The following is a 25,329-nucleotide window of genomic DNA, read 5'->3' on the forward strand; positions in this document are numbered from 1 at the left end:
ACGCGCGGATCACGCGCAACCCAACCGTTCGGCGATCCGGTCGAAGATGTATTCGGTGGCCGTCGCATAACCGCCGATCTGGCAGTGCGACTGCGCCGTCGAGGTCTCGTCGAACAACAGGTATTCCTTGGGACCTTGCAAGGCGTCGTAGAACGGCTTGGCTCCATGGAAGACCTCGCCGGTGCCGTCCAGCACGAGCGTCTCGCAGGTCACCTTGTCCAGAACGGCCGAGTTGTCGTAGGGCTGGAGGGCCTGCACCACATCCTTGATCGTGTTCGGCACGCCGTGCTTCCAGGCGTAGTCACGCACCAGGTTGCGCATCTGCTCCGGAATCTGGTCCAGCGGGTGGTCAGCGAAGCGCTCCAGTTGCGCGATGATCTGGCGGCCCCAACTGATGTTGCCGGGATCGGTGATGCAGAGCTTGATGCGCTTGTCGAACGCGGCCACGCGCGGCGCCAGATAGCCGCCGAAGCTCAGTCCCATCAGCGCGATGTTGGAGGCGTCGATTTCCGGGAATTTTTCCAGCGCGAAGTCGATCAGCGGGCTGACGACCTTTTCCCAATCCGGGCGGAAGGTGAGATTGTTCAGTCGCAGCGCGAATCCCTGGCCCGGACCATCGTAGGTCAGGCAGTGGATACCCCGTTGCAGCGCGCCTTCGCACACCCAGCGGGTGTCTTCGGCCCAGGTATCCCGGCCAGGCGTGACGATGAGCAGTGGTGCCTTTGCGCCCGCATGGGGCGACCGGTAGAAGTAGCCGGGAAGGAAGTCGCCCTCGTAGGGGATTTCGATGCGCTCGCCGGGGTAGCCCGACAGCTTGATGTAGCGCTCGTAGCACGAGGCGCTGGCGACCGCGTACTCCTTCATGCGCTTGTCCTCGAAGTCGCTGAAATACAGGAGCGCGCAGCGCCAGTAGGTGGAGGCCCGAAGAAAGGCGCTGGCGGCGGTGACGCGCTTGCCTTTTTGGTCAGCCGCTTCGGCCCTGTCCTGCAGCCGGCCTGCCAGCGCGGCCCAGGCACTGACCCAAGCCTCTTCGTCGCTGCCCTTGAGCTGGTGCACCACGTCCATGACCTCGCCGAAATCGGTCATGCCGTAGGGCATCAGGCTCAGGATGTGCTTGATCAGTGCGTCAAGCAGTACGTTGTCATTGAAAAAACCAGGGTCTGCCCAATGCTTTCCGACCTGTGCTGAAGTCGCCGCGCTGGCCTTTGCGCCGTGTACTTGTTTAGTGTCAAATTTATCTTTCTGATCGATCATGATGTGTGTACCTCATCCTTAATGTTGACAAATTGATCTCGCCTTGGATTCGGCCGGATCGCTCTCTCCGTTGGAGGTAGAGGACCGATTCATGGAGTGAGTGCTAACCCCGGACTAGAAAAATTCAGTTGTTATTTCTTCTCTCTACGCTCCACTCCACGGCTCAATGAGCCATGAAGAAAGGTCTGGACGGCGTGGCCCACAATTCGGTCGATCTCGCTGTTGGACAAAGGTGACGAACGGAGTCCTGAAGCTGCCAGCAGCTTGGCATGGCCGGCTACCAGGCCAATGAAATGTTCGGCAAGCACTTTGGCTGGAACCGCGCCAGACAGGTCTTTTCCCGATTGCTGTTGCGTCTCGATCCAGTCGGAGAGGATCTCGATGGCCTTGCCGTAACTCACTTCCCACATTGCCTGTGCAACATCGGGAAAGCGCCTGCCTTCATTGACTAAGAGACGGTGCAGGGCAAGCGTGCGTGGGGACAGTGCGGACTGTAGTAGCCGCTTGCCGAGCAATGGAAGCACTTCTTCTGGCCCGCCATTCCCGATTCGCAACTGCTCCAGCGGCTTCGCCACGTCTGCGCACAGACTGATCATGGCCTCCTTGAACAGTCCTTCCTTGCCGCCGAAGTGGCTATAGATGTTGCTGCGTGAACCTCCCACGCGGGCGATCAAGTCATCCACGGCGACGCTGTCGAAACCGCGTTCGAGGAATAGCTCAGCCGCAATGGAGATTAGATCCTGAAGGCGCTGTGCGCCCTTTGCGGTTCGATGCTTCGTCGGTGATGTGCGCTGATCCTTTACCACTTCGATTGTCCTTGGCTTCATCGTTTATGTAACGTACTATACAGTACACTTTCGGGCGTGACAACTGCACAGGCGCCAGCCGATAGGAAACATATGCCACCTCCGGCTGTGCGCTAACCAAAGTAAGGACTACAAAATGGAACTACGGCACCTGCGTTGCTTTGTCGCCGTTGCGGAAGAACTCCACTTCGCTCGTGCAGCGGAAAAGCTGCACATCCAGCAATCGCCCCTGTCGCGCACGATCAAGGAGCTGGAGGAAGAACTAGGGGAACAGTTGTTCATCCGCTCCAGCCGAAGCACGCGCCTGACACGGGCAGGCAAGCTGTTTCTAGAGCATGTGCCACGCGTGTTCACGGCCTTGCAGCAAGCGCGCGACAGTGTGAAAGCAGCATCCAACGGCTTCCACGGCCAGTTGAGAATCGCCGTTTCCGACGGCATCACGTCTTCGCGTCTCCCGAGCTTGCTGGCGATGTGCAGGCAGGAGGAACCCGAGGTGGATATTCGGCTTTTCCAAGTGCCGCTGTCACAGCAACTCAAGGGCCTGCAAGACGATCTGTACGACTTGGGGTTTGCTCAATCCGATGAAGTGGGTGACGGCATAACCGCCGAGGCCGTATGGAGCGATCCGCTCATGGTGGCTGTGCCCGCGCGGCATCACCTGCTCAAGCACAAGCGAATCCCATTGGATGAATTGCTGCAATTTCCGCTGGTGCTCTGCGATCCGCAGGCGTGCGAGGGCCATGCTCGCCAGGTGGAACGCATGCTGCGTCGATCCGACCGCGAGCCGCTGATCGCAGAACGTGTCGCTTCGTTCGAGCTGATGATGGTGGTGGTTTCCGCTGGCTTCGCCTTGGGTCTAGCCGGCTTGCCGCATATCGTGGCGAGCCGGGAATGCGGCGTGGTGGCCCGGCCATTGGCCGGGCGCTCCCCTATGCTGACCACCTACCTTCTGCGGCGCGAAGGGGAAGAGTCTGAAGTGCTGACTCGATTCGTCGAACGGGTACAGGCAATCGACTTGCCCGAAGGCGCAAGGCCCGTGCCGTCAGCCGAATCTGACCCACAGGAGGAAATCGAGCTATGAAGCGAATGACGCTATTGCTGCTGGCCGGCTTGCTCACGGCCTGCGGCCCATCTGAGACGCCCAAGCAGGCCAACATCCCGACCGTCGAGGAACTGGCTGCCGATCCTGCACGGTTGAAGGAGTTGCGTCAGCAGTGCAAGACCGACCGTGCGACGCTTGGCGACGTACTCTGCAACCGCGTGGCAGAAGCCACGCGCAAGCGGTTCTATGGCGACGGCAACACGCCCTATACCCCGCCGGAGGCGCCACCTAAGTTCTAGTCGCTAGTCCTTCACAAATTATTTTCCCTCTTAACCAAACACGCCGCAGCGCGCTCGCGCCTGCGGCGTTTCTATTGGTTTCGCTCCAGCCTGGAACGATGCTTTTTGCATCATCTTGCTTCCGATAACGGTCTTTGACCGGCACCTACCCGGCACCGATCCTCCCTCTATGCGGCACCTCCCTGTGCCGCATAGAGGGAGGAATCAGCGCAGGGAAATCGGAGGCCAGTCGATGCAAGCTCAGGGCGTACTGTTCGGGCAGATCGCCGCCGTATTCGGCATCGTGATCGCCGGCGTGTGGAGTGCAACGCAATGGACAGCCGCCGCCCTGGGCTATCAACTACGCCTTGGCTCGCCGTGGTTCGACTTCTTTGGAACTCCGGTCTATCACCCTTGGCGGCTGTTCGAGTGGTGGTTCTTCTTTGACGCCTACGCGCCGCACGTCTTCGATATCGGCGGGGCTATCGCGGGTGGCAGCGGTCTGGTGGCCGTGGGGGTCGCCATCGCCATGTCGGTGTGGCGCTCGCGGCAAGCGCGCCTTGTCACCACCTACGGTTCGGCACGTTGGGCCGATGCGGACGACATACGCAAAGCCGGTCTGATCCAGCCCGACGGGGTTTTCCTCGGGCTGCATCGCGGCCAGTACCTTCGCCATGAAGGCCCGGAACACGTCCTGACCTTCGCCCCCACACGCTCGGGCAAGGGTGTGGGCCTGGTCGTTCCCACCTTGTTGAGTTGGCCCGCATCCGTCGTCGTTCACGACATCAAAGGCGAGAACTGGACGCTCACCGCAGGCTGGCGTTCGCGGTTTAGCCACTGCCTCCTGTTCAACCCCACGGATGCGCAGTCGGCAGCCTACAACCCGCTGCTCGAAGTCCGGCGCGGCGCGCATGAAGTCCGCGACGTGCAAAACGTGGCGGACATTCTGGTCGATCCCGATGGTGCGCTTGAGCGCAGGAACCATTGGGAAAAGACCAGTCATGCGCTGCTGGTCGGCGCGATCCTGCATGTGCTCTACGCGGGCGAGGACAAAACGCTACGCGGCGTCGCCAACTTCCTCAGCGACCCTGCTTGTCCCTTCGAGCTGACGCTGCACCGGATGATGACGACGAAGCACCTGGGCGATGCGCCTCACCCGGTTGTCGCATCCGCTGCGCGCGAAGTGCTGAACAAGTCAGACAACGAGCGGTCGGGCGTGCTCTCCACCGCCATGTCGTTTCTCGGTCTGTACCGCGACCCGACCGTGGCCGAAGTCACGTCGCGCTGCGACTGGCGCATCGCCGACCTGATTTCCGCCGAGCATCCGGTATCGCTCTATCTGGTCGTACCGCCTTCCGACATCAGCCGCACCAAGCCGCTGATCCGGCTCATCTTGAACCAGATCGGGCGGCGGCTGACCGAATCGCTCGATGGCAGCGACGGCATCGCGCGCCGCCACAAGCTGCTGCTGATGCTGGACGAATTTCCGGCGCTGGGTCGTCTGGACTTCTTCGAGTCCGCACTTGCCTTCATGGCCGGCTACGGCATCCGCAGCTTTCTCATCGCTCAGAGCCTGAACCAGATCGACAAGGCGTATGGGCAGAACCATTCCATCCTCGACAACTGCCATGTCCGGGTGACTTTCGCCACCAACGACGAAAGGACGGCGAAAAGGATTTCCGAAACCCTCGGCACTGCCACCGAGCTTCGCGCGCAGCGCAACTACGCCGGCCACCGGCTCGCTCCATGGCTGGGGCACCTGATGGTGTCGCGTCAGGAAACCGCGCGTCCGCTGCTGACGCCCGGCGAGGTGATGCAGCTTCCGCCCGATGACGCCGTGGTCATGGTGTCCAGCGTCGCCCCGATCCGCGCGAAGAAGCTGCGCTACTACGCCGACGCCAATTTCAAGAATCGCGTCCTGCCACCGCCCGCGCTCGCAGTCGGGAGGTACGCCGACGCGCCGCCAGCCCACCCCGACGACTGGAGCGGCTTGGCGATCCCGGCCGTACCTGCGGCGCCGGCCTCGGCATCCGCCGATGGCCTGGGCGGCACCGATGACGGCGGCCCGCGCCGCCAGCCCGAACTCTCCGAAACCGTCGCCTACGACCCCGAGCCTGACGCACATGCGAACGACCTGGCTCTGCTCGATGACGACGACCTGGTGCTGCCACTTCCCGGCCAGCTCGACCCGTCCATGCAGCGCACGGCCCGGCTGGCTTCCCTCGACCCCAACGACGGAATCGACCTATGAGCCAATACCGCCTCAACCTTTTCATCCAGCCCGAGCACGCCAAGCGCCTGGACGAACTGGCCGCCAAGAAAGGTGTGTCCAAGTCCTCCATCGTCGCAGCGGCCTTGGCGTCCTAGCTGTCACCGGATGCTGGCGACCAGCGTGAGGCCGCTATTGCCAAGCGGCTGGATCGACTGTCGCGGCAGACCGAACGCCTGGAGCGCGACCAGAACATCCAGATCGAAACGCTGGCGCTGTTCATCCGCTATTTCCTGACCGTCAGCACGCCAGTGCCAGAAGCCCACCAGGACGCGGCCCGCGCCCAGGGCAAGGCGCGCTTCGAGCAGTTCGTCGAGCAGTTGGGCCGTCACCTGCTGCGTGGCCGCAGTCTGGTGCGCGACGTGGTGGAGGAATTGCACCCCGATCCGATGCGGATGGATGACGCAGCAGCGATGGCGTCCGCCCATGAACGAACTGCGGAGCGTGCATCATGAGTGCCGTTCCGCAGATCCCGCCCGAACCCCGGTCATCCGCAGCGGCGTCCCAGGATCGCCGCATCCAGATGCTGCGCACGGCGATGGGGCCGCTGATCGCCGCTGCGCTCGAAGACCCGGACGTGGTGGAAATCATGCTCAACCCGGATCGCACCCTGTGGGTGGATCGGTTGTCGTCGGGTCGCTCGCCGCTGGGCGTGGAACTGCCCGAAGCAGATGGCGAACGCATCATCCGCCTGGTAGCCGCGCATGTCGGTGCGGAGGTGCATCGCAGCCAGCCGCTCTTGACCGCCGAGCTGCCGGAAACCGGCGAGCGTTTCGAGGGCATCCTGCCACCGGCCGCCCCGGGGCCAGCCTTCGCGCTGCGCAAGCGGGCCGTGAGCATCATCGGTCTGGATCGCTACGTGGCCGACGGCATCCTGACCGCCGGGCAGGCCGAGTTCCTGCGCCGCGCCGTGCGCGAGCGGCAGAACATCCTGATCGCCGGCGGCACCAGCACCGGCAAGACCACGCTGGCGAACGCGCTGCTGGCCGAGATCGCCGCCACAGGCGACCGCGTGCTGGTGCTCGAAGACACCATCGAGCTGCAATGCGCGGCCCGCGACCATGTGCCGCTGCGCACCCGCGCCGGCGTCGTCACCATGACCGAGCTGGTGCGGGCCACGATGCGCCTGCGGCCTGACCGCGTGATCGTCGGCGAGGTGCGCGGCGGCGAGGCCCTCGACCTCATCAAAGTGTGGGGCACCGGCCACCCCGGCGGCATTGCAACCATCCACGCCGGCTCCGCGCTGGGCGCCTTGCTGCGCCTCGAACAGTTGATTCTCGAAGTCGCTGTGAATCCGCCGCGGGCGCTGATCGCCGAGGCGGTCAACGTCGTCATTCACATCGCCGGACGCGGCCGCAAGCGCCACGTCGAAACCATCGCCCGTGTCGTCGGCTTCGACGGCACCGGCTATCGCCTGGCGGACGCGCTGGAAACGCCGTTTCCCAAGCTGACGCCGGCTCCTCTCGCAGCCGACGCCGCTGCACATCCCCGTCCCCCAACCAACTTGGAGAACTGCCATGACGCACGTTGATTCTTTCCGCTTTTCCGTAAATCCGCTTCCTCACCTGTCCGGCCTAGCGCGACTGCGCAGCCTCGCCCGCCCTGCGGGGCAAGGGCTGCTGCTGGCCGCGCTGCTGCTGTTGCTGGCGGGCACGGCGCAAGCCGCCGGTTCCTCGATGCCGTGGGAGGGGCCCTTGCAGTCGATTCTGGATTCGATCCAGGGGCCGGTGGCACGCATCGTCGCGGTCATCATCATCATCGCCACGGGCCTGGCGCTGGCCTTCGGCGACACCAGCGGCGGCTTTCGCAAGCTGATCCAGATCGTGTTCGGGTTGAGCATCGCGTTCGCCGCTTCCTCGTTCTTCCTGTCGTTCTTCTCGTTCTCCGGCGGGGCCGTCGTATGAGTACGGCCAGCGACCTTCCGGGCTTCGAGGTGCCGCTGCATCGCTCGCTGACCGAGCCAATCCTGCTGGGCGGCGCGCCGCGCACCGTGGCAATTGCCAACGGCACGCTGGCCGCCGCCGTCGGACTGGGCCTGCAACTGTGGATTCCCGGCGTGGTGCTCTGGATCGTCGGCCACTCGCTGGCCGTATGGGGTGCTCGCGTCGATCCGCAGTTCATGCAGGTCTTCGCGCGGCATATCAAACACCGCCCGCTTCTGGACGTGTGAGGGGAGGACGCCATGCTGAACCTTGCCGAATATCGTCAGCGCCCGGCCTTGCTTGCCGACTGGCTGCCCTGGGCCGGGCTGGTCGCGCCGGGCGTTGTACTGAACAAAGATGGTTCGTTTCAACGCACGTTCCAGTTTCGCGGTCCCGACCTGGACAGTGCGACACAGGGCGAACTGATTGCCACGTCGGCGCGGCAGAACAACGCGCTTCGCCGTACCGGGTCTGGCTGGGCCTTCTATATCGAGGCCGAGCGAATGCGGGCATCGAGCTATCCGCAGTCCTCCTTTCCCGAACCACTGTCCTGGCTGGTGGATGAGGAGCGACGCGCGGCGTTCGAGGAGTCGGATGGCCATTTCGAGAGCGTCTATCACTTCACGTTGCAACACCTACCGCCGCAAGAGTCTCGCGCCCGTGCGGCTGGGATGCTGTACGAGAACCGGCCCACCGAGGGCGTGGACTGGCGCGGTCGGCTCGATTCCTTCGTGGCAGAGACCGATCGCGTGTTCGACCTGCTCGATGGTGTGATGCCGGAGATTGCCTGGCTGGACGACAGCCAGACGCTGACCTACCTGCATGCCACAGTCTCCACGCGCCGCTATCGCGTCGGCGTGCCCGACGTGCCGTTCCATATCGACGCGCTGCTGGCCGATGCCGCGCTGGTCGGCGGCCTGGCGCCCATGCTGGGCGATCAGCACCTGCGCGTGGTGTCGGTACGAGGCTTCCCGACCTCGACCTGGCCGGGGATTTTGGACGACCTCAACCGCCTGGGCTTTGCGTATCGCTGGAATACGCGCTTCCTGTGTCTCGACAAAGCCGAGGCGGAACGGGAGTTGGGGCGCTTGCGGCGCCAATGGTTCGCCAAGCGCAAGAACGTCATCGCGCTGCTGCGCGAAACGATCTTTCAGCAGGAAAGCCCGCTGGTCGATACCGATGCCAGCAACAAGGCCGCCGACGCCGATGCCGCCTTGCAGGAGCTGGGCAGCGATCAAGTCGCCTTCGGCTACCTCACCGCCACGGTGACGGTGCTCGACGCCGACCCGGCCGTGGCCGACGAGAAGCTGCGCATGGTGGAGCGCGTTATCCAAGGCCGGGGCTTCGTGACGATCCCCGAAACCCTCAACGCGGTCGATGCCTGGCTGTCGTCCGTCCCCGGCAACGCATACGCGAACGTGCGTCAGCCCATCGTTTCGACGCTGAACCTGGCGCACATGATGCCGATGTCAGCGGTATGGGCCGGGCCGAAGAAGAACGACCACCTCGACGGCCCGCCGCTGATCGTGACACGCACCGATGGTGCGACGCCGTTCCGGCTGGTAACGCACATCGGCGACGTGGGCCACACCCTTGTCGCCGGGCCGACTGGCATGGGCAAGTCGGTGCTGCTCGCCATCCTGGCCATGCAGTTCCGGCGCTACTTCGGCTCGCGGATCTTCGCCTTCGACATGGGGCGCTCGATGCGCGCCACCATCCTCGGCCTTGGCGGTGAGCACTACGACCTCGGTGCCGATGGCGGCATCGCCTTCCAGCCACTCGCGCGAATTGCCCACGAGGGCTACCGCACCTGGGCCGCGGAATGGGTGGAGGGCCGGCTGCTGCACGAAGGCGTGACGGTCGGCCCGGACGAGAAGGCTGCCATCTGGTCGGCGCTGAGAAGCCTTGCCGGTGCGCCGGTGGAGCAGCGCACCATGACCGGCTTGTCGGTGTTATTGCAGTCCAACGCGCTGCGCCAAGCGCTCGCGCCCTATGTGCTGGGCGGCGCACACGGCAAGCTGCTGGACGCTGACCACGACCGGCTGGGCATGGCCGACGTGCAGGGCTTCGAGATGGAAGAACTGATGCACAGCCCCGCCGCCGTGCAAGCGGTGCTGCGCTACCTGTTCGCCCGCTTCGACGAGCGTTTCGACGGTGCGCCGACGCTGCTGATCCTCGATGAAGCGTGGCTATTCCTTGATGAGCCATCTTTCGCGGCCCGCATCCGGCAATGGCTCAAGACGCTCAGGAAAAAAAACGTCAGCGTCATCTTCGCCACGCAGTCGCTGGCCGACATCAAGGATTCGACCATCGCGCCCGCGATCATCGAGAGTTGCGCCAGTCGGATTTTCTTACCTAATCCGCAGGCGACCGAGCCGCAGATTCGCACGATCTACGAGGGCTTCGGGCTCAACAGCCGGCAGATCGAGATCGTCGCCACCGCGCAGCCCAAGCGCGACTACTACTACCAGTCGCGCCTCGGCAACCGCCTATTCGACCTCGACCTGGGGCCTGTCGCGCTCGCATTCGCGGGCGCATCCACCCCTCAAGACCAACGCGATATTGACCGCGTGCTGACGCAGGCCGGCGCTCCCGGCTTCGCCGGCGCGTGGCTGCGCCATCGCGGCCTCGGCTGGGCCGCCGACCTGCTGCCGTCCGCTCCGGCGGCAGCTTCCTTTCTCGCTTCTCAACCGCTGGAGGTTTCACTATGAAGACCAAGCCCCGTTTGCTCTCTGTCTCACTCGCTGCTGTGTTGTCGGTATTTCTGCTGGCCATGCAGCCCGCATCCGCGCTGACGGCGTTCGACCCGTCCAACTTCGTGCAGAACACGCTGACCGCCGTGCGCACGCTGGAACAGATCAACAACCAGATCAACCAGCTCCAGAACGAGGCGCAGATGTTGATGAACCAGGCCAGGAATCTGGCAAACCTCGACTTCAACATCGTCAACCGCCTGCGCTCGACGCTCGCCACCACCGAGCGCCTGATCGCCGAGGCGCGCGGCTTGGCCTACGACGTGCAGAGCATGGATGCCACGTTCGCCCGCCTGTACCCGGAACAGTACGCCGCCACCATCAGCGGCGACCGCATGGCGCAGGACGCCCGCGAACGCTGGCAGAACACCTTGAACGGCCTGCACACCGCGATGCGGATGCAGGCGCAGGTGTCGCAGAACCTCGCCCAAGACGAAAGCGCGCTGGCCGACCTCGTGAACCAGAGCCAATCGGCGACCGGCGCGCTGCAAGCGATGCAGGCGACGAACCAGCTCCTGGCTTTGCAGGCCAAGCAGTCGATCCAGGGGCAGCAGCTCCAGATCACGCAAGACCGGGCCGCTTCGCTGGAACTGGCGCGGCAAGCGGCGGCTATGGAGCGCGCCCGCGAAGTGCGGCGGCGCTTCCTCGGCACCGGCACGCCGTACACGCCGCAGTCCGTCAACTTCTACAACAACTGACCGGAGGCGGCCATGCGAAGCGCTTCCGTCCTGCTGGCCGTGCTGCTGACCGCGTGCGGCCAGCAGCCGGCCGAGAACCTGGCCGACGCCCTGGCCGCAGATCCGGTGCGGCTCAAGGCATTGCGCGGGCAATGCGCGGCCGACCGGCAGGCCGTGGGCGAGGATGCCTGCCGCGCCGCCGCCGAAGCCTTCCGGCGGCGCTTTTTCGCCGGCCATACCGGGCCGGACGAATACAACTCGCTGGCTGAACTTCCGCCGATTCCGCCGAGCTTCGATACGCCCGCAGATGAATTGCCAGAGGGCGCCGTTCTGCTCACTCCGTCCGAGGATTCGCCATGAACGACGTGACCATCATCGACCGTTTCCTCGATACGTTCTCGCGCTACATCGACTCGGGCTTCGGTTTGTTGCAGGGCGAAGTGGCGTTTCTCACCGCCACACTCATCGTCATCGACATGACGATCGCTGGTCTTTATTGGGCCATGAGCCACGCCACCGGCCAGGGCGATGACGTGATCGCCAAGCTGCTGCGCAAGGTGCTCTATGTCGGCGCGTTCGCCTACATCATCGGCAACTTCAACTGGCTGGCGAGCATCGTGTTCCGCTCGTTCGCCGGCTTGGGGATCACCGCGACCGGCTCGGCCATCACGATGGAGAACTTCCTTCAGCCTGGCCGGCTGGCGAAGACCGGCATCGACGCTGCCGCGCCGATTCTGGAACAGATCGGGGACATGGCTGGGTTCCCCGAGGTGTTCGTGAACATCGACCCCATCGTGGTGCTGTTCATCGCCTGGCTGGTGGTGATCCTCTGCTTCTTCGTGCTGGCGGTACAGCTTTTCATCACGCTGGTCGAGTTCAAGCTGACCACGCTCGCCGGCTTCGTCTTGATCCCGTTTGCACTCTGGAACAAGACCTCGTTCCTCGCGGAAAAGGTGCTGGGCAACGTGGTGTCGTCAGGCATCAAGGTCTTGGTGCTGGCCGTCATCGTCGGCATCGGTTCCGGCCTGTTCGCCGAGTTCCAGGTGCATCCCGACGAGCCATCCATCGACCACGCGCTGGTCGTGATGCTGGCCTCGCTCGCGCTGCTTGCGCTGGGCATTTTCGGACCCGGTATCGCCACCGGCCTGGTGTCCGGTGCGCCGCAGCTTGGTGCGGGCGCGATGGCTGGTGCTGCGGTCGGCGCTGTCGGCACCGGCGTTGCCATCGGCGCCGCCGCAACGGGCGTGGGCGGCGCCGTCATGGCCGGTGCACGAATGGCCCCGGCGGCCGCAAAGCTGGCCGGTGCCGGGGCGCGTGCCGCGACTTCGGCGGCCGGCAGTGCCCGATCGGCGTTCCAGGCCGGTTCCACTGCGGCCGGCGGCGGTGCCAAGGGCGCGGCGGCTGGCCTCGGCAATGTCGCCAAGACCGGCGCACAAGCCGCAGGCCGCCGCGTCGCCTCTGGAGCTTCCGCTGCGGGGCAGAAGATGGCCGATTTCTTCCGCGCTGGCTGGAACGGCACAGAAGCCGGCAGCGACGGTGCTGGCCCCGGCCAGACCGCAGACGGCGCCGCAGGCTCGCAGAAGCAAGAGCAACCGGCCTGGGCCAAGCGGATGCACCGGCGCCAGCAGGCCACCCATGCCGCGACCACTGCTGCCCACACGCTGCGCGGCGGCGACGGCGGCGGCTCCGGGCAAGGCCCGAGCCTGCGGGATTCCGATACCTAACCTTCAAGGAGAACACCCATGCGATTCAAACGCCCGCAGGTGCGCTACGCCGATACGCCGCAGCCTGCCACCCCGTATCAAGCCGCCGCCCAGGTATGGGACGACCGTATCGGCTCGGCTCGCATGCAGGCCAAGAACTGGCGACTGATGGCCTTCGGCTGCCTAGTGCTCGCGCTGCTGATGGCCGGCGGCCTGGTGTGGCGCTCGGCGCAGTCCATCGTGACGCCCTATGTCATCGAGGTCGATCAGGCCGGGCAGGTGCGCGCCGTAGGTGAGGCCGCCACGCCGTACCGGCCCGGCGACGCGCAGATCGCGCACCACCTGGCGCGCTTCGTGACGCTGGTTCGCTCGCTGTCCATCGATCCCATCGTGGTGCGGCAGAACTGGCTCGATACCTACGACTACACCACCGACAAGGGCGCGGCGGTGCTCAACGACTACGCCCGCACCAATGACCCATTCGCCCGCATCGGCAAGGAATCGGTGACGGTGCAGATCACCAGCGTGGTTCGCGCCAGCGACACGTCTTTCAACGTGCGCTGGACAGAGCAGCGCTACGTCAACGGTGCGCCCGCCGGCACCGAACGCTGGAACGCCGTGCTTTCGACCGTCCTGCAAACCCCGCGTACCGAACAGCGCCTGCGCAAGAACCCATTGGGTATCTACGTCAACGGACTGTCATGGAGCCGCGAACTGGATTCTTCCGAAGGAGCCAAACCATGAAACTTCGTTTCCGCCTTTACGTTTTTCCTTTGACGCTGCTGGCCCTCGCGGGCTGCGCCTCGCAGGGCAAGCCGCCGCCGTCCATCTCGCTCGACGAGCCGGTGCTGGCCCAGCCGTTGCCCGAACCGCCCAAGCCCGTCGAAGTCGTCGCCGTCCCTGAACCGCTGGCGCTGCCAGCGCAGTTGAAGCCGCTGCCGGAAGTCGATGAAGCCCCCGCTGCGCCGGAGCCGGCCGACGAAAAGGTGCGCGTTTCCCGTGCCAATGCAGAAGCGCGTATCGCGCCTACCCGTGAGGGCTACGTCAACGCGATTCAGGTGTGGCCGTTCACCGATGGCGCGCTTTATCAGGTCTATGCGTCGCCGGGGCGCGTGACGGTGGTTTCGCTTCAACCGGGCGAGGAACTGGTGACGGTCGCCGCCGGCGATACCGTGCGCTGGATCGTGGGCGACACGTCCAGCGGCGGCGGGGCCGATCTGCGCGTCAATGTGCTGGTCAAGCCCATCCGTTCCGGTCTGAAAACCAATCTCGTCATCACCACCAGTCGGCGCACCTACCTGCTGGAGCTGACCTCGACCGAGAAGGCATGGATGGCGTCGGTATCCTGGGACTACCCGAAAGACCGGATGCTCGCGTTGCAGCGCCAGGCGCAGGCTGCGCAGGCGACAACGCCTGTCGATACGGGCCTGTCGCTGGACAAGATCCGCTTCCGCTACGCGGTATCGGGCAGCAACCCGCCGTGGAAGCCGCTACGCGCCTTCGATGATGGAGAGAAGGTCTATATCCAGTTTCCGGCCGGCATTGCTCAGGGCGAGTTGCCGCCGCTGTTTGTCATCGGCGCGCAGGGCGACGGGCAATTGGTGAACTACCGTTTCCGCGCGCCGTACTACGTCGTGGATCGCCTGTTCGGCGCGGCCGAACTGCGGCTGGGCGGCGACGGCGGCGACTTGGTGCGGATCGAGCGCACCGATGGCGTTGCGCGGAGGAACTGACCATGAGCCAGGATGACACTCCCGACCTTGCCGCGCCGCAGGCGGCGGGCAAGATCGCTCCCGAGGCGGTGGCGCTGCGCGCCCAGCCGCGCCCGGTCACGCGCCTGAATCGGCGCACGCTGGCCATCCTCGCCGGCGTCCTGGCGGTGGCCGTGCTCGGCGCGCTGATGTGGTCGCTGCAACCTCAGCGGCGCGGTGCGGGCGAGCAGACCGAGCTTTACAACGTCGATCGTGTCTCGAAGTCGGAAGGACTGGATGCGCTGCCGACGGACTACTCCAAGCTGCCGCCGGCGTTGCCGCCTGCCGTTCCCGAACTGGGGCCGCCGCTGCCGGGCGATCTTGGCCCTGCCATCGTGAAGTCGCAGCAGCCGGCGACGGCCGCCTACGCGGCCCCCGGCCACGACCCGAACGATGCTCTGCGCAAAGAAGCCGAAGCGGCCGCGGCCTCGTCCGTGTTCTTCCGCTCGGGAGGGCAGAATGCGGCGCCGGTGGCGCAGACACAGGTGGCCGCTGCGCCGGGCTTCGCCGCCAATGCGGCGTTTGACCCGCTGGCGGCCGGGCCGGCCTCCACGGCGGCCCAGCCTGCTGACCCGACAGCGGTGCAAAACCGGCAAGACCAGAAAGAGGCTTTCCTGAAAGGTGGCTCCACTGAAACCCGTAATTCCGGCAATCTGACCCTGCCAACTTCGCCGTATCAGGTCATGGCCGGAACGGTGGTCGCAGGTGCCTTGGTGACGGGCATCAAGTCGGACTTGCCCGGCGACGTGATCGCCACGGTGACGGAGCCGGTCTATGACACAGCCACCGGGCGCTTCCTGCTGATTCCGCAGGGTTCGCGCATCCTGGGCAAATACAACAGCCAGGTCAGCTACGGGCAGAGCCGCGTTCAAGTCGTCTGGAACCGGATCATCCTGCCGGACACGTCTTCGCTCACGCTCGACAACCTGGCCGGCACCGACCCAGCCGGCTATGCCGGGCTGGAGGACGATGTGGACTACCACTGGGGCCGCATCTTTGCCGGTGCGGCACTCACCACGCTGCTGGGCGTCGGTGCCGAGCTGGCCGCGCCGGAGAACCGGCAGGATGGTGATCGCGTCATCATCGCTGGGCGCGACAGCGCGCAAGACAGCATCAATCAGGTCGGCCAGGAGATGACCCGGCGCAACCTCAACATTCAGCCGACCTTGACGCAACGACCGGGCCTGCCGGTTCGCATCATCGTCAACCGGGATCTGGTGCTGCGGCCGTACCAGCCGCTGTTCTTCAACCGGGGGACTTCACGATGAGCACGACCAAGAAGCTGCGGCTTGGCCCGCTGCCGAAGACCGAGAGCACCAAGCTGACTTTCGTTTGCCCGACCAGTTTAAAAGCCGACCTCGACCGCTACGCCGCGCTACACGCGCAGGCGTATGGCGAGGCAGTCGATGCGGCGACGCTGATCCCGCATATGCTGGAAGCGTTCATGGCGGGCGATCGAGGATTCAGGAAGGGCACGGCGACCCGCAGCGCACCACCGAAGCCGCCATGATTGCACCGCATACTATTCAACGGCATCCATCGAACGCGCAGCCCAGGCTGCGCGTTCTTCATTCTGGATGCCGCCGAGCCTGTTGGGCTATGATGATGCGACAGGCCCGCCGTTCCTCGGCAATCGAGCACTACACAGTGCGATGCGGCTTTCTCTCCCAAAGCTCCTATGTCGCTCCTAGCCGACGACGCCGCTCTTCTTCAAAGCGGCCCCGAAAGGAGCTAACCTACTGTCCCATATACGGTTTCAAGCCCTTCTTGATTTGAGCCGAAGACTTGACACCGGCACTTTTTTGGTGCGTCAGGCGCAGGTGTACCGGGAACACCCCGCCCCACTCGCCCCGACATTCGCAGTCGGCCCGCCAGGCATTGCTAACGGGCAGCGCGTGCAGCACGGCGCCACACAGCCTCCGACGAAACTCCTCGCCCCGCGCGCTGTAGGCCTCAAAGTCTCCTGGCGCGAATGTCTGCAGACGTTGCAGCGTCACGCTTTCATCGCGCGTCAGCTCGCTGCCGGAGCAGCAGCGGTAACCCGCGCGCCGGCGGCCGTAATACGTGGAAGACTTGCTGTTGCGAATTTTTACTTTAGACTGAGTCGCTGACATATTTGGGTCCTTCATATCTGATGTGTCATGCCCTGCGCGGAGTGTCCGCTCCGCCAGGGCAACCCCGGCCTTTTCGGCCGCCTTTCTGCTTTGTTTCCCGCTGTTTTCACCTCTGTCGCCGCCCCGCGTAAGCGAAGCCACGTCATTCAGAATGGGATATCGTCATCAAAATCTGCCGGCGGATAGTTGCCCTGCGGCGGTGCCAGGGGTTCCGGCTGCGACTGAGCCGTACCGCGCCCGCCCTTGCCACCTTTGCCACCGTTACCCGACGCTGCTGGCGGCTGCTGAGGCTGACCGCTCTGCTGGCCGCTGAACGGCTGTCCGGTCTGTGCGCCTGTATTGCCTCCTCGCCCGCCCAGCATCTGCATGGTGCCGCCGACATTGACCACGACCTCGGTGGTGTATTTGTCCTGTCCGTCCGTGCCCTGCCACTTGCGCGTGCGCAGCTGGCCCTCGATGTAGACCTGCGAACCTTTGCGCAGGTATTCCCCCGCCACCTCGGCAAGCTTTCCGAACAGCACCACGCGGTGCCATTCGGTTACCTCCCTGTTCTCACCGGTCTGCTTGTCGCGCCAGCTTTCCGACGTGGCCAGCGTAATGTTTGCGACCGCGCCGCCGTTTGACATGTAGCGCACCTCGGGGTCCTGCCCCAGATTTCCGACCAGGATGACCTTGTTGACGCCCCGTGAAGCCATGTTCGTTCTCCTCATGCAGTTGGTTTAAAACCACCTCACCCGTTGAGTTTCGAGAGCCGCGGTGTTGACGTTTTGTGGAAATCGGCTGGTTTTTCCTCCGGTATTCACTTCACCCGTTTGAGATCCTTCGCCGCGAGGGCGTAAACCAGCGCGGGTGACGGCAGGCGTCCGGGGCGACGGGGAAATTTATTTCTGGTCTAACGCAGTGGTCGGAAAAAAATTTTCACGGCGTGCATTTCACCCTGGACGACCACGGTGCCTGTGCTTGTCTCAGCCCCGGCGAATGGACTTAAACCGGTGAAGCCTGGCGGAAAAGCACAGCACGATGCAGCGGCAACGGCGGCTTTGCGGCAGCGAAACGACGTTGCGCCTCAGAGCGGCGGCGGATTTTAGCCGGCGCGGTGCGCGCCAGCCCGCGGGCTGGCTGCAGGTCAGGCTGTGGCCCTGCCATTGTCTTTGCGCTGTGGTATGGCCGGATTACGGCCGTCAGGGGTTTGCGATACTGGCGCTGAGGCCGGTCACGAGTGGTAAAAACAGAGGGGGGTAGGATGAGATGGTTTTCAAAACATAGTCCTTATGCGAAAGCTCCCTGAAACGGACAGCAATCATACACGCTGGTCTCCGGTTAAAAAGCCTTCACCTGTTTTTTCAGAGGAGCGCCAGCTGCCCTGTGCATCGACTTCAGCTCTGAGTCCATCTGCGGTTCAGCCTCACACGCATTTAACGGTACGGTGAAGCTAACCAGTGAAGTGCGTCAGCTCTGCACGGCTTTATCCACACTTTGGCTGAACACCCGGGGTATAAAGCTGTGGATAGTCTGCGGCCACCCTTTTCTGCCCGTAGCTCACGACGATTGATTAAAAAACGCACTAAGCAGGTTGCACCACTATTGCACGCCCCTGTCCGGAAGGATTACTGAAATATTTTATTTTTCAGTGATATGTCAAATTAACTAACAGCCGCCGTTTCGTTGCTACTTGCCAGATAATTTCACCTCAATAATACTGTACGCATAACCAGTATAATTCAGAGGAGGATTTTTATGCGCACTTTATTTACAGCAATGACAGCAATTACCGGCAGGTCAGCCATTTTCCCGGGGACCGGATCATGAATCCGGGCAGTTTTGCCGGGGGCCTGACACTGCTCTGGCCCCCGATTTTTACTCCCCGCGTCAGGGTGCCCCTCTATGCAGAGCCCTGCGCCGCAGGGTTTCCCTCTCCGGCGGCAGATTACGTTGAGAAAGAGCTGGACCTGAATGAACTCTGCATCCGCCGGCGCGCCTCTACTTTCTTTGTCCGCGCAAGCGGCAGCAGCATGCGCGATCTCGGGTTGTGCGATGGCGACGTCATGGTTGTCGATCGCGCCGAGAAGCCTTCCCACGGCGATATTGTTATCGCCGAAGTTAACGGAGAATTTACGGTCAAGCGCCTGCAGCTGCATCCCCGCCCCGCCCTGCTCCCGATGAACCCCGCCTACCCCGTGATTTATCCGGAGGAGCTGCAGCTGCTCGGCGTGGTGACGTGGTTTTTCAACAGCACGCGCGCGCGGAGGTGATTATGCCCATGTTCGGACTCGCCGACGTCAACTCATTTTATGCCAGCTGCGAGGCGCTGTTCCGCCCTGATCTGCGCGGTAAGCCGGTTGTGGTACTGAGCAACAACGACGGCTGCGTCATTGCGCGCAGCGCCAGCGCAAAAAAACTTGGCATAAAAATGGGCACGCCATGGTTTCAGATAAAGAACCAGCTCTATCCCGAAAAGGTATTTATCTTCAGTTCGAACTACGGGCTTTACCATAATCTCAGCCAGCGCGTGATGACAGCCCTGGAGGAACTGACACCCCGTGTTGAGCAGTACAGCATTGATGAAATGTTCCTCGACCTGACGGGCATTAACGGCTGCGAAGATTATGAACATTTTGGCCGCCGCCTCAGGACACATGTGATGAATACCACCGGGCTGGTTATTGGCGTTGGGATGGGGCCGACCAAAACGCTGGCGAAGTCAGCACAGTGGGCCAGCAAGGAGTGGCCACAGTTTCGGGGCGTGCTCGCGCTTACGCCAGATAACCCAAAGCGCACCGCTACTCTTCTGGAAAATCAGCCTGTGGAAGAAATCTGGGGGGTGGGACGTCGCATCGGCAAACGCCTGAATCTGATGGGTATCCATAATGCGTTACAGCTGGCACGCGCCCACCCTGCCCTCATCCGGAAAAACTTTAACGTGGTTCTGGAGAGAACCGTACGCGAACTGAACGGCGAATCCTGTATTCCGCTTGAGGAACTGCCCCCTGCCAAACAACAAATTTGCTGCTCCCGCTCTTTTGGTGAGCGCATCACCTCAAAGGTCGCCATGCAGCAGGCGCTGTGCCTGTACGCGACAAGAGCGGCCGAAAAGCTCCGGGGCGAGCGGCAGTTCTGCCGGCGTGTCAGCGTGTTTATTCGCACCTCGCCGCATGCGGTCAACGAGGTGTTTTACGGAAACAGCGCCGGAGAAAAGCTCAGCCTGCCCACCCAGGATACGCGGGACATTATTGACGTGGCCATGCGATCGCTCGATCGCATCTGGCTCGAAGTCGCCGGTACATGAAAGCGGGCATCATGCTCGATGACTTTACCCCGGACGGAGTGAGTCAGCTCAATCTCTTTGATGACAGGCAGCCACGAAAGAACAGTGTGCAGCTCATGAAAGTGCTGGACGGCATTAATCAGTCCGGGCTTGGAAACGTGTGGTTTGCAGGACAGGGCGTGAATACCGAATGGAACATGAAGCGGGAGATGCTCAGTCCAGCCTGGACCACACGCTGGTCTGATATTCCTGTTGCACGCGTATTATAGCCGGGCAGGCAAACGGGAGTTCGCCTGTTTTTTTCTCAGGAACCTGTATCGGAAACGCTTTCTCAGACAGGCCCTGATGCCAGCCATAACGTCCCTGTTTTGCGTGACGCACAGGGGCATCGCTCGCCGTTACTCGCCGAAAAAATGCGTCAGGCGCAATGCCGCTGACGCACCGGGAAATCAGCATCAGTCAGAGGGTAAAATCGACGTGCTCACCGCCCGGCATATTGACGCCAATTGTCAGCTGACCGCCAAGCGCTTCAACATAACGCTTGAGCGTGGCAATTTTCAGATCTTCACCGCGCCCTTCAATAGCCGCAACAGAAGGCTGTGCAATACCCATGGCTTCAGCCTGCTGCTTTTGGGTTTTTGACAGCGCCTCACGCAATTTATACAGCTGAGAATCAAGTCGCATTGCCGCGACTTTTTCATGAACCTGCGTGAGTTCATCAGGTGTCAGATCAGCCATCAGGTCATCAAGCGTTTTCATTTCCCGCTCCGTTTCAGTTGGTCCAGATGTCGGTGGTACTCATTTTCCGCTGTTTTAATCATGGTCTTGTAGAAGCGCTTTTCATCTGCGCCTTCTTTATTACCCGCACACAGGACAATCGCTTTACGCATGGGGTCAAACACAAAGAACCCTCTTACGGGCCGCCCGTTGCTCTGTACCCTCAGTTCTTTCATGTTCGGGATTTTTGAGCCGTAAAGCGTATCCACATGCGGCCGGCCAAGATGCGGACCTTCCTGCTTCAGAAGGTTCAGTGCGGCAAGCACATCCAGCTGCATCGCCCTGTCCTGCTCTCTGAGCCATTCCGCGAATAAATCCGTGGTTTCAACGATCCACACACGCCCACCTTTATATATTACAGTCTATACAGCATATATATCACAGTCTATTTTTTCAATACTGCGCTCTGTCTGCTATACCAAAATCCTTTATCGCCAGGTTTTCATATCCGCGCAGGTGGCAGGCTGTATAAATGCAATATGCCGGACATCAGCCAGACTGAATACGCTCAGGGTAAGCGTCAGGCCCCGGCCTGCTAAACACGGTGCCTGCCATGAACACAGAACCCTCAGATTGATTCTTTACCCTGCGGCGCGTCATTAAGTCCGTCATGACTTTCTTCGTTGAGGTAGCTGATCTCACTCTGATCGATACCGGACAGCAGATGCGCCAGCGTTTTACGGCCGCGGGGCAGGCGTGAAGCCGGTGTCAGTGACACTGTCTCACCCTCAACGGTGACGTTAAGCCGGATGCCAGGCGTCCAGCCGGCCCGGACAGCCACATCATCCGGAACCGTGATAACTAAGATACCGTTCTGTTGATGTAATATCAGGTCTGCCATATTTCCTCCCCTCCTCCGCTTAGAAAAAGCGTTTGCCGACAGGCAAGCGGCATCTGACTTTACTGTGAGGTTTGCTAAAGCCGGTTTCAGACAGCAACAAGACGCTGTCAACAGCTGTATGCCTGTCCGTTAACGTGATCTGTAGACACAGCGCAATTCTTTCCAATACCGAAAACATGCGGACTGGTTAAGTGAATGTCTCGTTAATCATTATGGAAGGGAATTTCATGTTTACGACACCATTCTGGCCTGCTGCTGATTCATATCACATTCATATGATGGATATTCCGCTGCCAGACTCACTTTCTCCGGCTGTGCTGGACCTTATCCATCAGGCTACCCGGCTTGCCGATGCAGCAAATCATTTTCATCCGGTTGCCACGCGAACCGGTACCACTCTGCTTCAGTCCGTTGAAGAAAAGCTCAGCATTATCTGTTTTAAGCTCGCCCGGGAATTTACTGACCCGGACACCCGAAAAGCATTGCAACTGCGCGCTGATGTGCTTTCCGATCCCCGTACCGCCGGCGAACTGCTCCCGCAGATAGCCGGTCTTGATGAACAGGAACTGGTGCAGGGTATTGGTTATATGTCGACATGGGTGGGTAAATCCAGGGCACAGCATTATTCCGCATGGTTTGGATTACCTAATCGCTGCCTGCAGGAGGTTTCCGATGTGGTGGACGACCTTTTTTCAGATAACCTGGCCTGGCTGCAGCGCCATATTGATGCGCGGCTGATTGCTCTGCCCGGCTGCCGTTACAAAATCGTTGATCTGTTTGCGATTGCCGGTGAAGCCAACAGCTATCCCAAACACTTTGCTTATTTCTTCCCAGAAGATGAAGGCGTCAAGTACGCGCCTCAAAAACGCACCATCGTGTTTGCAAATACGTATCTTAACCTGTTCGAACGCTTCGCCCGAACCCAGGCCTCTCTGCTCGGCTGGCAACAAAACGTTATTCCGGAAAGCAGCATCTGTGCCCGTCACCTGATTGCGTGGTTCAGAGGTCACGATTTGGGGCATTCCATTGTCATTGAAAAAATGAGGTTCGGCAGCCTGAGCAAGCAGGACCGGTGGGGATCCATGGTCATCCAGGAGGCGCTGGCTGACGTGTTTGGCCTGCTGATGTGCCTCACAGAGGATACCCGACAGGCACTGCAGCTGGATGAAACGCATCAGCTGAGGGTGTTTCTTCTGGAGATGCTTCGGTATCTGCGTCGTGGTCCCTGCGACTATCCCGATGCCGGGGCGGCGTATATTCAGCTTAAATGGCTGACGGAACATCAGTGCCTGTACTGGAATGGAACCCACTATGAAGTGGATCTCGCCGCGGTTAAACCTGCTTTAACCGCGCTGGCCAGTGCGATGACTTGCTCCGTTCTTCAGGGTGATACCGGAAAAGCCGGGGAGTTCCTGCAACGTTATTCACCGCATCATCAGCGTGAAGAAGCTGCAATGCTGCTCAACCGGCTTGGCAAAACGGTCGACATGATTGAATACGACCAGAAGATAAAAGGTTTTCTATTATGATCGAATTCTCAAACGGCTTTTTACTGAGTTTATCGCTGTGTCTCGATATCGGCATTGCCAATATCGCCATGATTACTCTTGCCATGCAGCGCGGGTATTTCCATGGGTTCTGGCTGGGTATGGGCACCTGCGTCGGTGACCTGGCCTATGCATTACTGGCGCTGGCAGGCATGGCAGTGCTGCTTCAGTATGAAGTGGTCCGCTGGGTGCTGTGGATAGGCGGTGGCGCCCTTCTGTTATGGTTTGCCGGTAAAATGCTGGTGGCCGCATACCGAAAGGCAGCAGAACTTAATGTCAGCGAATCTCACCAAGCTCGCCCGCTCCTGCGGGAGTTCGGGCGGGGAGTTGTACTAGCCATGTCCTCGCCCACAGCCATCTTGTGGTTTGCCACCGTGGGCGGTGCGCTAATTTCGCGGATGGGTCATCATAGCCTGACTGGTACATCGTGGTTTCTGAGCGGGTTCTTTATAGCGGGTATGTTCTGGACATGCGTGCTTTGCCTTGTCGGGAGCTTCGGCGGCAGGATGCTGGGTCAGCGGCTGCTTAAATATTCCTACATCGCCTCGGCCCTTATCTTCAGCTATTTTGCGCTCTATGTGATTGTGTCAGGATACCGGGAATTTATGGTGGCCTGAGCAGACCTGCGAAGCATAGTGATGGGGCGTCGTCCCCATTACTTTTCGAAAGGCATTAATGAAATGACTCTGATCGTAAAAACCCAGCATTATTGCCGCATCAAGCGGATGAACGTTTCTGCGAAGTAAGTCGCGAGCGTGATGCAGGCGAAGCTGCATATGGTACTGCAGAGGCGGCATACCCGTATGCCGGGTAAAGAAGCGCACAAGATGATATTTACTCAGCCCCGCCATCTGCGCAAGCCTATCCAGCTGGGGTTTTACGCTGAGATTTTCTCTCAGGTATTCAATCACAACGTTGAGCCTCTGTTCGTCATTGCTCTGCAGAAATGCCGGGGTCTCCAGCAGTTCGCCGCACAGCAACATCAGCTCCTGCTCTTCATTTGCCCCTTCACCTTCGCGCGCGGAAGCCGCAAACCGGTAAAGCGCATTAAACAGTCGTCTGTTTTCAATAATGCCTTCGCGCAGAACGGGCGCATGGCTGTCGCTGCGTATATTATCCTCATCAGCCAGCAGTTTCATGACGCTCTGAGGCATATGCACGCTGATAAAATCAACGGACTGACTGTCAAAACGCGACGCCTGAATGGTCCCCGGATTATATAAAGTCACCTGCCCACTCTTAACGTACGCGGTTTTACCTGCCAGCCAGATTTCCTCCACACCTGTCAGGTTGGCGCTAATGACGTACTCATCATGAAGATGTTTTGGGAAGCCAGCATTACAGGCACTGACGCGGGAGCATTCCACGCCGTTACGGCTAAACCACTCTGCAGACTGTAGCGACAAAATAACGGGCCTTATGCAGTAATAGTGAATGATTATTAACGTTTACTAAACCATTCCCCGCCGCTTTTTTCAACTCTCCGCGGCAAAGCTTTCACGATGCCTGAACGACCATGAAACTGACCGGCATCCTTTCGGGGAATGCTGAGTCGGTATTTTACGTTCGATATTTCTTTCCTTTAATCTTTATAAAAGATGACAGGGCAAAGCCCAGCTTTCAGCGATGAATTTGGCATGCGAACAGGTGAATTTAAAAGATGGTGTGCCCATGCGTTCATCTGCAGCCTGGCGACTGGCATTCTCTCCCTGGCTGCATGACAAGCTGACAGCCGATCCGATGACAGGTGCTGCAATACAGTCAGCGGCCATAATGCCGGGGCGGTCGCCTTTGCGAGATTCCGTGTCTGGATTGTATCCGTTGCTATGTTCATGTGTCGAACACACCTGCAGGTTATCGTCGCTGCGATTAAACAGGCCAGCGTGATGAGAAGGACCTGATCAGCTTTCCACTTCTTTTACGGATTCGACAAGTCTGGGGCTGAATGCAGTATCTGCTGGCGGTGAATCAGCGCCCGGCAACGTTTTACTCCCCGTAATGCTTGCTCATCGTGGCCTTATAACTGCGTGTGTCCATCCACCTGACAATCAGGTTAAAATCCTGTTCAAACCATGAGTAAGCAGTAAACCACATGGGAATTTCACCTTGAAATAAATCCATAAAAATATTTTAAATCAATAAGTTAACATTGATATTCGCATGGGAATTTCATTCTGCTTTCAGACCCAGATTTGTGAGATGAAAAACAGGGAAAGGGCAGGGAGCTTACGGCATTTCACCCGCTGCCTGTTACCTGATCCCCTGTAAAAGCAGAATAAGAGGCAACAAGGTCATACCACCCGGCCTGTACAACTTTTTATTGAATACAG

At 61.0% G+C, this 25,329-nt stretch carries 24 protein-coding genes and 3 pseudogenes; 19 read left to right on the top strand and 8 right to left on the bottom strand.

Features of this window, described 5'->3' with window-relative positions; translation table 11 throughout:
- Positions 1-9: 9 nt before the first annotated feature.
- Entirely contained in the window at positions 10-1,254 is a 1,245-nt protein-coding gene (locus C1Y43_RS19985; protein WP_007704378.1) for a S9 family peptidase, read from the bottom strand.
- 131 nt (positions 1,255-1,385) lie between these two features.
- A complete protein-coding gene (locus C1Y43_RS19990) occupies positions 1,386-2,060 on the bottom strand; it encodes a TetR/AcrR family transcriptional regulator (RefSeq protein WP_233209863.1) in 675 nt (224 codons plus the stop codon).
- A gap of 136 nt (positions 2,061-2,196) precedes the next feature.
- Between C1Y43_RS19990 and C1Y43_RS19995 the strand changes: the two genes are divergently transcribed.
- The 15 genes and pseudogenes from C1Y43_RS19995 (at position 2,197) to C1Y43_RS20065 (ending at position 15,965) form a co-directional block, all read left to right on the top strand.
- Complete coding sequence (locus tag C1Y43_RS19995) at positions 2,197-3,141, top strand: LysR family transcriptional regulator (protein WP_104189427.1); 945 nt, start codon at positions 2,197-2,199, stop codon at positions 3,139-3,141.
- Complete coding sequence (locus C1Y43_RS20000; RefSeq protein ID WP_038862368.1) at positions 3,138-3,401, top strand: EexN family lipoprotein; 264 nt, start codon at positions 3,138-3,140, stop codon at positions 3,399-3,401. Before C1Y43_RS19995 ends, C1Y43_RS20000 begins: the two co-directional genes overlap by 4 nt.
- A gap of 232 nt (positions 3,402-3,633) precedes the next feature.
- Complete coding sequence (locus C1Y43_RS20005) at positions 3,634-5,631, top strand: conjugal transfer protein TraG (RefSeq protein ID WP_038858338.1); 1,998 nt, start codon at positions 3,634-3,636, stop codon at positions 5,629-5,631.
- A pseudogene (locus tag C1Y43_RS20010) lies at positions 5,628-6,104 on the top strand (CopG family transcriptional regulator). The gene C1Y43_RS20005 and the pseudogene C1Y43_RS20010 overlap by 4 nt, the downstream one beginning before the upstream one ends.
- Positions 6,101-7,170, top strand: a pseudogene (trbB, locus tag C1Y43_RS20015) (P-type conjugative transfer ATPase TrbB). The pseudogenes C1Y43_RS20010 and trbB overlap by 4 nt, the downstream one beginning before the upstream one ends.
- On the top strand, positions 7,167-7,553 hold the full coding sequence (locus tag C1Y43_RS20020) for a TrbC/VirB2 family protein (protein ID WP_007704369.1): 387 nt from the start codon (positions 7,167-7,169) through the stop codon (positions 7,551-7,553). The pseudogene trbB and the gene C1Y43_RS20020 overlap by 4 nt, the downstream one beginning before the upstream one ends.
- Positions 7,550-7,819 (top strand): VirB3 family type IV secretion system protein, encoded by a 270-nt coding sequence (locus C1Y43_RS20025; RefSeq protein ID WP_006378802.1) that lies wholly within the window; start codon positions 7,550-7,552, stop codon positions 7,817-7,819. Before C1Y43_RS20020 ends, C1Y43_RS20025 begins: the two co-directional genes overlap by 4 nt.
- A gap of 12 nt (positions 7,820-7,831) precedes the next feature.
- Positions 7,832-10,282 (top strand): conjugal transfer protein TrbE, encoded by a 2,451-nt coding sequence (gene trbE, locus C1Y43_RS20030; RefSeq protein WP_038862369.1) that lies wholly within the window; start codon positions 7,832-7,834, stop codon positions 10,280-10,282.
- Positions 10,279-11,022, top strand: coding sequence for a P-type conjugative transfer protein TrbJ (trbJ, locus tag C1Y43_RS20035; RefSeq protein ID WP_104189429.1), 744 nt, complete (start codon positions 10,279-10,281; stop codon positions 11,020-11,022). The genes trbE and trbJ overlap by 4 nt, the downstream gene beginning before the upstream one ends.
- A 12-nt stretch (positions 11,023-11,034) precedes the next feature.
- Positions 11,035-11,361 carry a hypothetical protein gene (locus tag C1Y43_RS20040; protein WP_038858343.1) on the top strand — a complete coding sequence of 109 codons (327 nt, stop codon included), beginning with the start codon at positions 11,035-11,037 and terminating at the stop codon, positions 11,359-11,361.
- Positions 11,358-12,725 (top strand): P-type conjugative transfer protein TrbL, encoded by a 1,368-nt coding sequence (gene trbL, locus C1Y43_RS20045; protein ID WP_104189431.1) that lies wholly within the window; start codon positions 11,358-11,360, stop codon positions 12,723-12,725. Before C1Y43_RS20040 ends, trbL begins: the two co-directional genes overlap by 4 nt.
- An 18-nt stretch (positions 12,726-12,743) precedes the next feature.
- On the top strand, positions 12,744-13,448 hold the full coding sequence (gene trbF, locus C1Y43_RS20050) for a conjugal transfer protein TrbF (protein ID WP_104189433.1): 705 nt from the start codon (positions 12,744-12,746) through the stop codon (positions 13,446-13,448).
- On the top strand, positions 13,445-14,437 hold the full coding sequence (gene trbG, locus C1Y43_RS20055) for a P-type conjugative transfer protein TrbG (protein WP_038858346.1): 993 nt from the start codon (positions 13,445-13,447) through the stop codon (positions 14,435-14,437). The genes trbF and trbG overlap by 4 nt, the downstream gene beginning before the upstream one ends.
- A 2-nt stretch (positions 14,438-14,439) precedes the next feature.
- Positions 14,440-15,723 (top strand): TrbI/VirB10 family protein, encoded by a 1,284-nt coding sequence (locus tag C1Y43_RS20060; protein WP_038858348.1) that lies wholly within the window; start codon positions 14,440-14,442, stop codon positions 15,721-15,723.
- Positions 15,720-15,965, top strand: coding sequence for a DUF2274 domain-containing protein (locus C1Y43_RS20065; RefSeq protein ID WP_007704353.1), 246 nt, complete (start codon positions 15,720-15,722; stop codon positions 15,963-15,965). The genes C1Y43_RS20060 and C1Y43_RS20065 overlap by 4 nt, the downstream gene beginning before the upstream one ends.
- Positions 15,966-16,191: 226 nt before the next feature.
- Here C1Y43_RS20065 and C1Y43_RS23725 read toward each other — a convergent pair whose 3' ends face one another.
- Both C1Y43_RS23725 and C1Y43_RS20070 read right to left on the bottom strand, forming a co-directional pair.
- Positions 16,192-16,569: a conjugation system SOS inhibitor PsiB family protein gene (locus C1Y43_RS23725; protein WP_158252676.1), complete on the bottom strand. Its 378-nt coding sequence runs from the start codon at positions 16,567-16,569 to the stop codon at positions 16,192-16,194.
- Positions 16,570-16,715: 146 nt separating this feature from the next.
- Positions 16,716-17,264, bottom strand: coding sequence for a single-stranded DNA-binding protein (locus C1Y43_RS20070; protein WP_104189435.1), 549 nt, complete (start codon positions 17,262-17,264; stop codon positions 16,716-16,718).
- Positions 17,265-18,374: 1,110 nt separating this feature from the next.
- Between C1Y43_RS20070 and umuD the strand changes: the two genes are divergently transcribed.
- The gene (umuD, locus tag C1Y43_RS20075; RefSeq protein WP_104189437.1) at positions 18,375-18,821 is read left to right on the top strand and encodes a translesion error-prone DNA polymerase V autoproteolytic subunit; all 447 of its coding nucleotides are present in this window, start codon (positions 18,375-18,377) and stop codon (positions 18,819-18,821) included.
- An 8-nt stretch (positions 18,822-18,829) separates the two neighbouring features.
- Positions 18,830-20,103: pseudogene (gene umuC / locus C1Y43_RS20080) on the top strand (translesion error-prone DNA polymerase V subunit UmuC).
- Between the two features lie 190 nt (positions 20,104-20,293).
- On the opposite strand, the gene C1Y43_RS20085 reads toward umuC, so the two are convergent.
- From C1Y43_RS20085 to C1Y43_RS20095, 3 genes are all read right to left on the bottom strand, one after another.
- Positions 20,294-20,593, bottom strand: coding sequence for an XRE family transcriptional regulator (locus tag C1Y43_RS20085; protein ID WP_065647948.1), 300 nt, complete (start codon positions 20,591-20,593; stop codon positions 20,294-20,296).
- Positions 20,590-20,949, bottom strand: coding sequence for a type II toxin-antitoxin system RelE/ParE family toxin (locus C1Y43_RS20090; RefSeq protein WP_065647947.1), 360 nt, complete (start codon positions 20,947-20,949; stop codon positions 20,590-20,592). The genes C1Y43_RS20085 and C1Y43_RS20090 overlap by 4 nt, the downstream gene beginning before the upstream one ends.
- Before the next feature lie 230 nt (positions 20,950-21,179).
- Positions 21,180-21,452, bottom strand: coding sequence for an antitoxin (locus tag C1Y43_RS20095; RefSeq protein ID WP_104189439.1), 273 nt, complete (start codon positions 21,450-21,452; stop codon positions 21,180-21,182).
- A 191-nt stretch (positions 21,453-21,643) separates the two neighbouring features.
- Between C1Y43_RS20095 and C1Y43_RS20100 the strand changes: the two genes are divergently transcribed.
- Positions 21,644-22,981: a hypothetical protein gene (locus tag C1Y43_RS20100; RefSeq protein ID WP_233209864.1), complete on the top strand. Its 1,338-nt coding sequence runs from the start codon at positions 21,644-21,646 to the stop codon at positions 22,979-22,981.
- Complete coding sequence (locus C1Y43_RS20105; protein WP_065647944.1) at positions 22,978-23,616, top strand: LysE family translocator; 639 nt, start codon at positions 22,978-22,980, stop codon at positions 23,614-23,616. The genes C1Y43_RS20100 and C1Y43_RS20105 overlap by 4 nt, the downstream gene beginning before the upstream one ends.
- Here the strand turns inward: C1Y43_RS20105 and C1Y43_RS20110 are convergent.
- Entirely contained in the window at positions 23,587-24,405 is an 819-nt protein-coding gene (locus C1Y43_RS20110; protein ID WP_104189443.1) for an AraC family transcriptional regulator, read from the bottom strand. The genes C1Y43_RS20105 and C1Y43_RS20110 overlap by 30 nt on opposite strands.
- Between the last annotated feature and the right edge of the window lie 924 nt (positions 24,406-25,329).

The sequence above is a fragment of the Pantoea sp. ICBG 828 genome, assembly GCF_002928355.1.
Taxonomy (GTDB): Bacteria; Pseudomonadota; Gammaproteobacteria; order Enterobacterales; family Enterobacteriaceae; genus Pantoea; species Pantoea dispersa.

Coding starts and splice junctions, on each gene's coding strand:
- trbF (WP_104189433.1), top strand. CDS start 12,744: ATGCGATTCAAACGCCCGCAGGTGCGCTACGCCGATACGCCGCAGCCT.
- C1Y43_RS20065 (WP_007704353.1), top strand. CDS start 15,720: ATGAGCACGACCAAGAAGCTGCGGCTTGGCCCGCTGCCGAAGACCGAG.
- C1Y43_RS20070 (WP_104189435.1), bottom strand. CDS start 17,264: ATGGCTTCACGGGGCGTCAACAAGGTCATCCTGGTCGGAAATCTGGGG.
- umuD (WP_104189437.1), top strand. CDS start 18,375: ATGAATCCGGGCAGTTTTGCCGGGGGCCTGACACTGCTCTGGCCCCCG.
- C1Y43_RS23725 (WP_158252676.1), bottom strand. CDS start 16,569: ATGTCAGCGACTCAGTCTAAAGTAAAAATTCGCAACAGCAAGTCTTCC.
- C1Y43_RS20105 (WP_065647944.1), top strand. CDS start 22,978: ATGATCGAATTCTCAAACGGCTTTTTACTGAGTTTATCGCTGTGTCTC.
- C1Y43_RS20025 (WP_006378802.1), top strand. CDS start 7,550: ATGAGTACGGCCAGCGACCTTCCGGGCTTCGAGGTGCCGCTGCATCGC.
- C1Y43_RS20020 (WP_007704369.1), top strand. CDS start 7,167: ATGACGCACGTTGATTCTTTCCGCTTTTCCGTAAATCCGCTTCCTCAC.
- C1Y43_RS20085 (WP_065647948.1), bottom strand. CDS start 20,593: ATGAAAACGCTTGATGACCTGATGGCTGATCTGACACCTGATGAACTC.
- C1Y43_RS20040 (WP_038858343.1), top strand. CDS start 11,035: ATGCGAAGCGCTTCCGTCCTGCTGGCCGTGCTGCTGACCGCGTGCGGC.
- C1Y43_RS20095 (WP_104189439.1), bottom strand. CDS start 21,452: ATGGCAGACCTGATATTACATCAACAGAACGGTATCTTAGTTATCACG.
- C1Y43_RS20005 (WP_038858338.1), top strand. CDS start 3,634: ATGCAAGCTCAGGGCGTACTGTTCGGGCAGATCGCCGCCGTATTCGGC.
- C1Y43_RS20000 (WP_038862368.1), top strand. CDS start 3,138: ATGAAGCGAATGACGCTATTGCTGCTGGCCGGCTTGCTCACGGCCTGC.
- C1Y43_RS19985 (WP_007704378.1), bottom strand. CDS start 1,254: ATGATCGATCAGAAAGATAAATTTGACACTAAACAAGTACACGGCGCA.
- trbL (WP_104189431.1), top strand. CDS start 11,358: ATGAACGACGTGACCATCATCGACCGTTTCCTCGATACGTTCTCGCGC.
- C1Y43_RS19995 (WP_104189427.1), top strand. CDS start 2,197: ATGGAACTACGGCACCTGCGTTGCTTTGTCGCCGTTGCGGAAGAACTC.
- trbE (WP_038862369.1), top strand. CDS start 7,832: ATGCTGAACCTTGCCGAATATCGTCAGCGCCCGGCCTTGCTTGCCGAC.
- C1Y43_RS20060 (WP_038858348.1), top strand. CDS start 14,440: ATGAGCCAGGATGACACTCCCGACCTTGCCGCGCCGCAGGCGGCGGGC.
- trbG (WP_038858346.1), top strand. CDS start 13,445: ATGAAACTTCGTTTCCGCCTTTACGTTTTTCCTTTGACGCTGCTGGCC.
- trbJ (WP_104189429.1), top strand. CDS start 10,279: ATGAAGACCAAGCCCCGTTTGCTCTCTGTCTCACTCGCTGCTGTGTTG.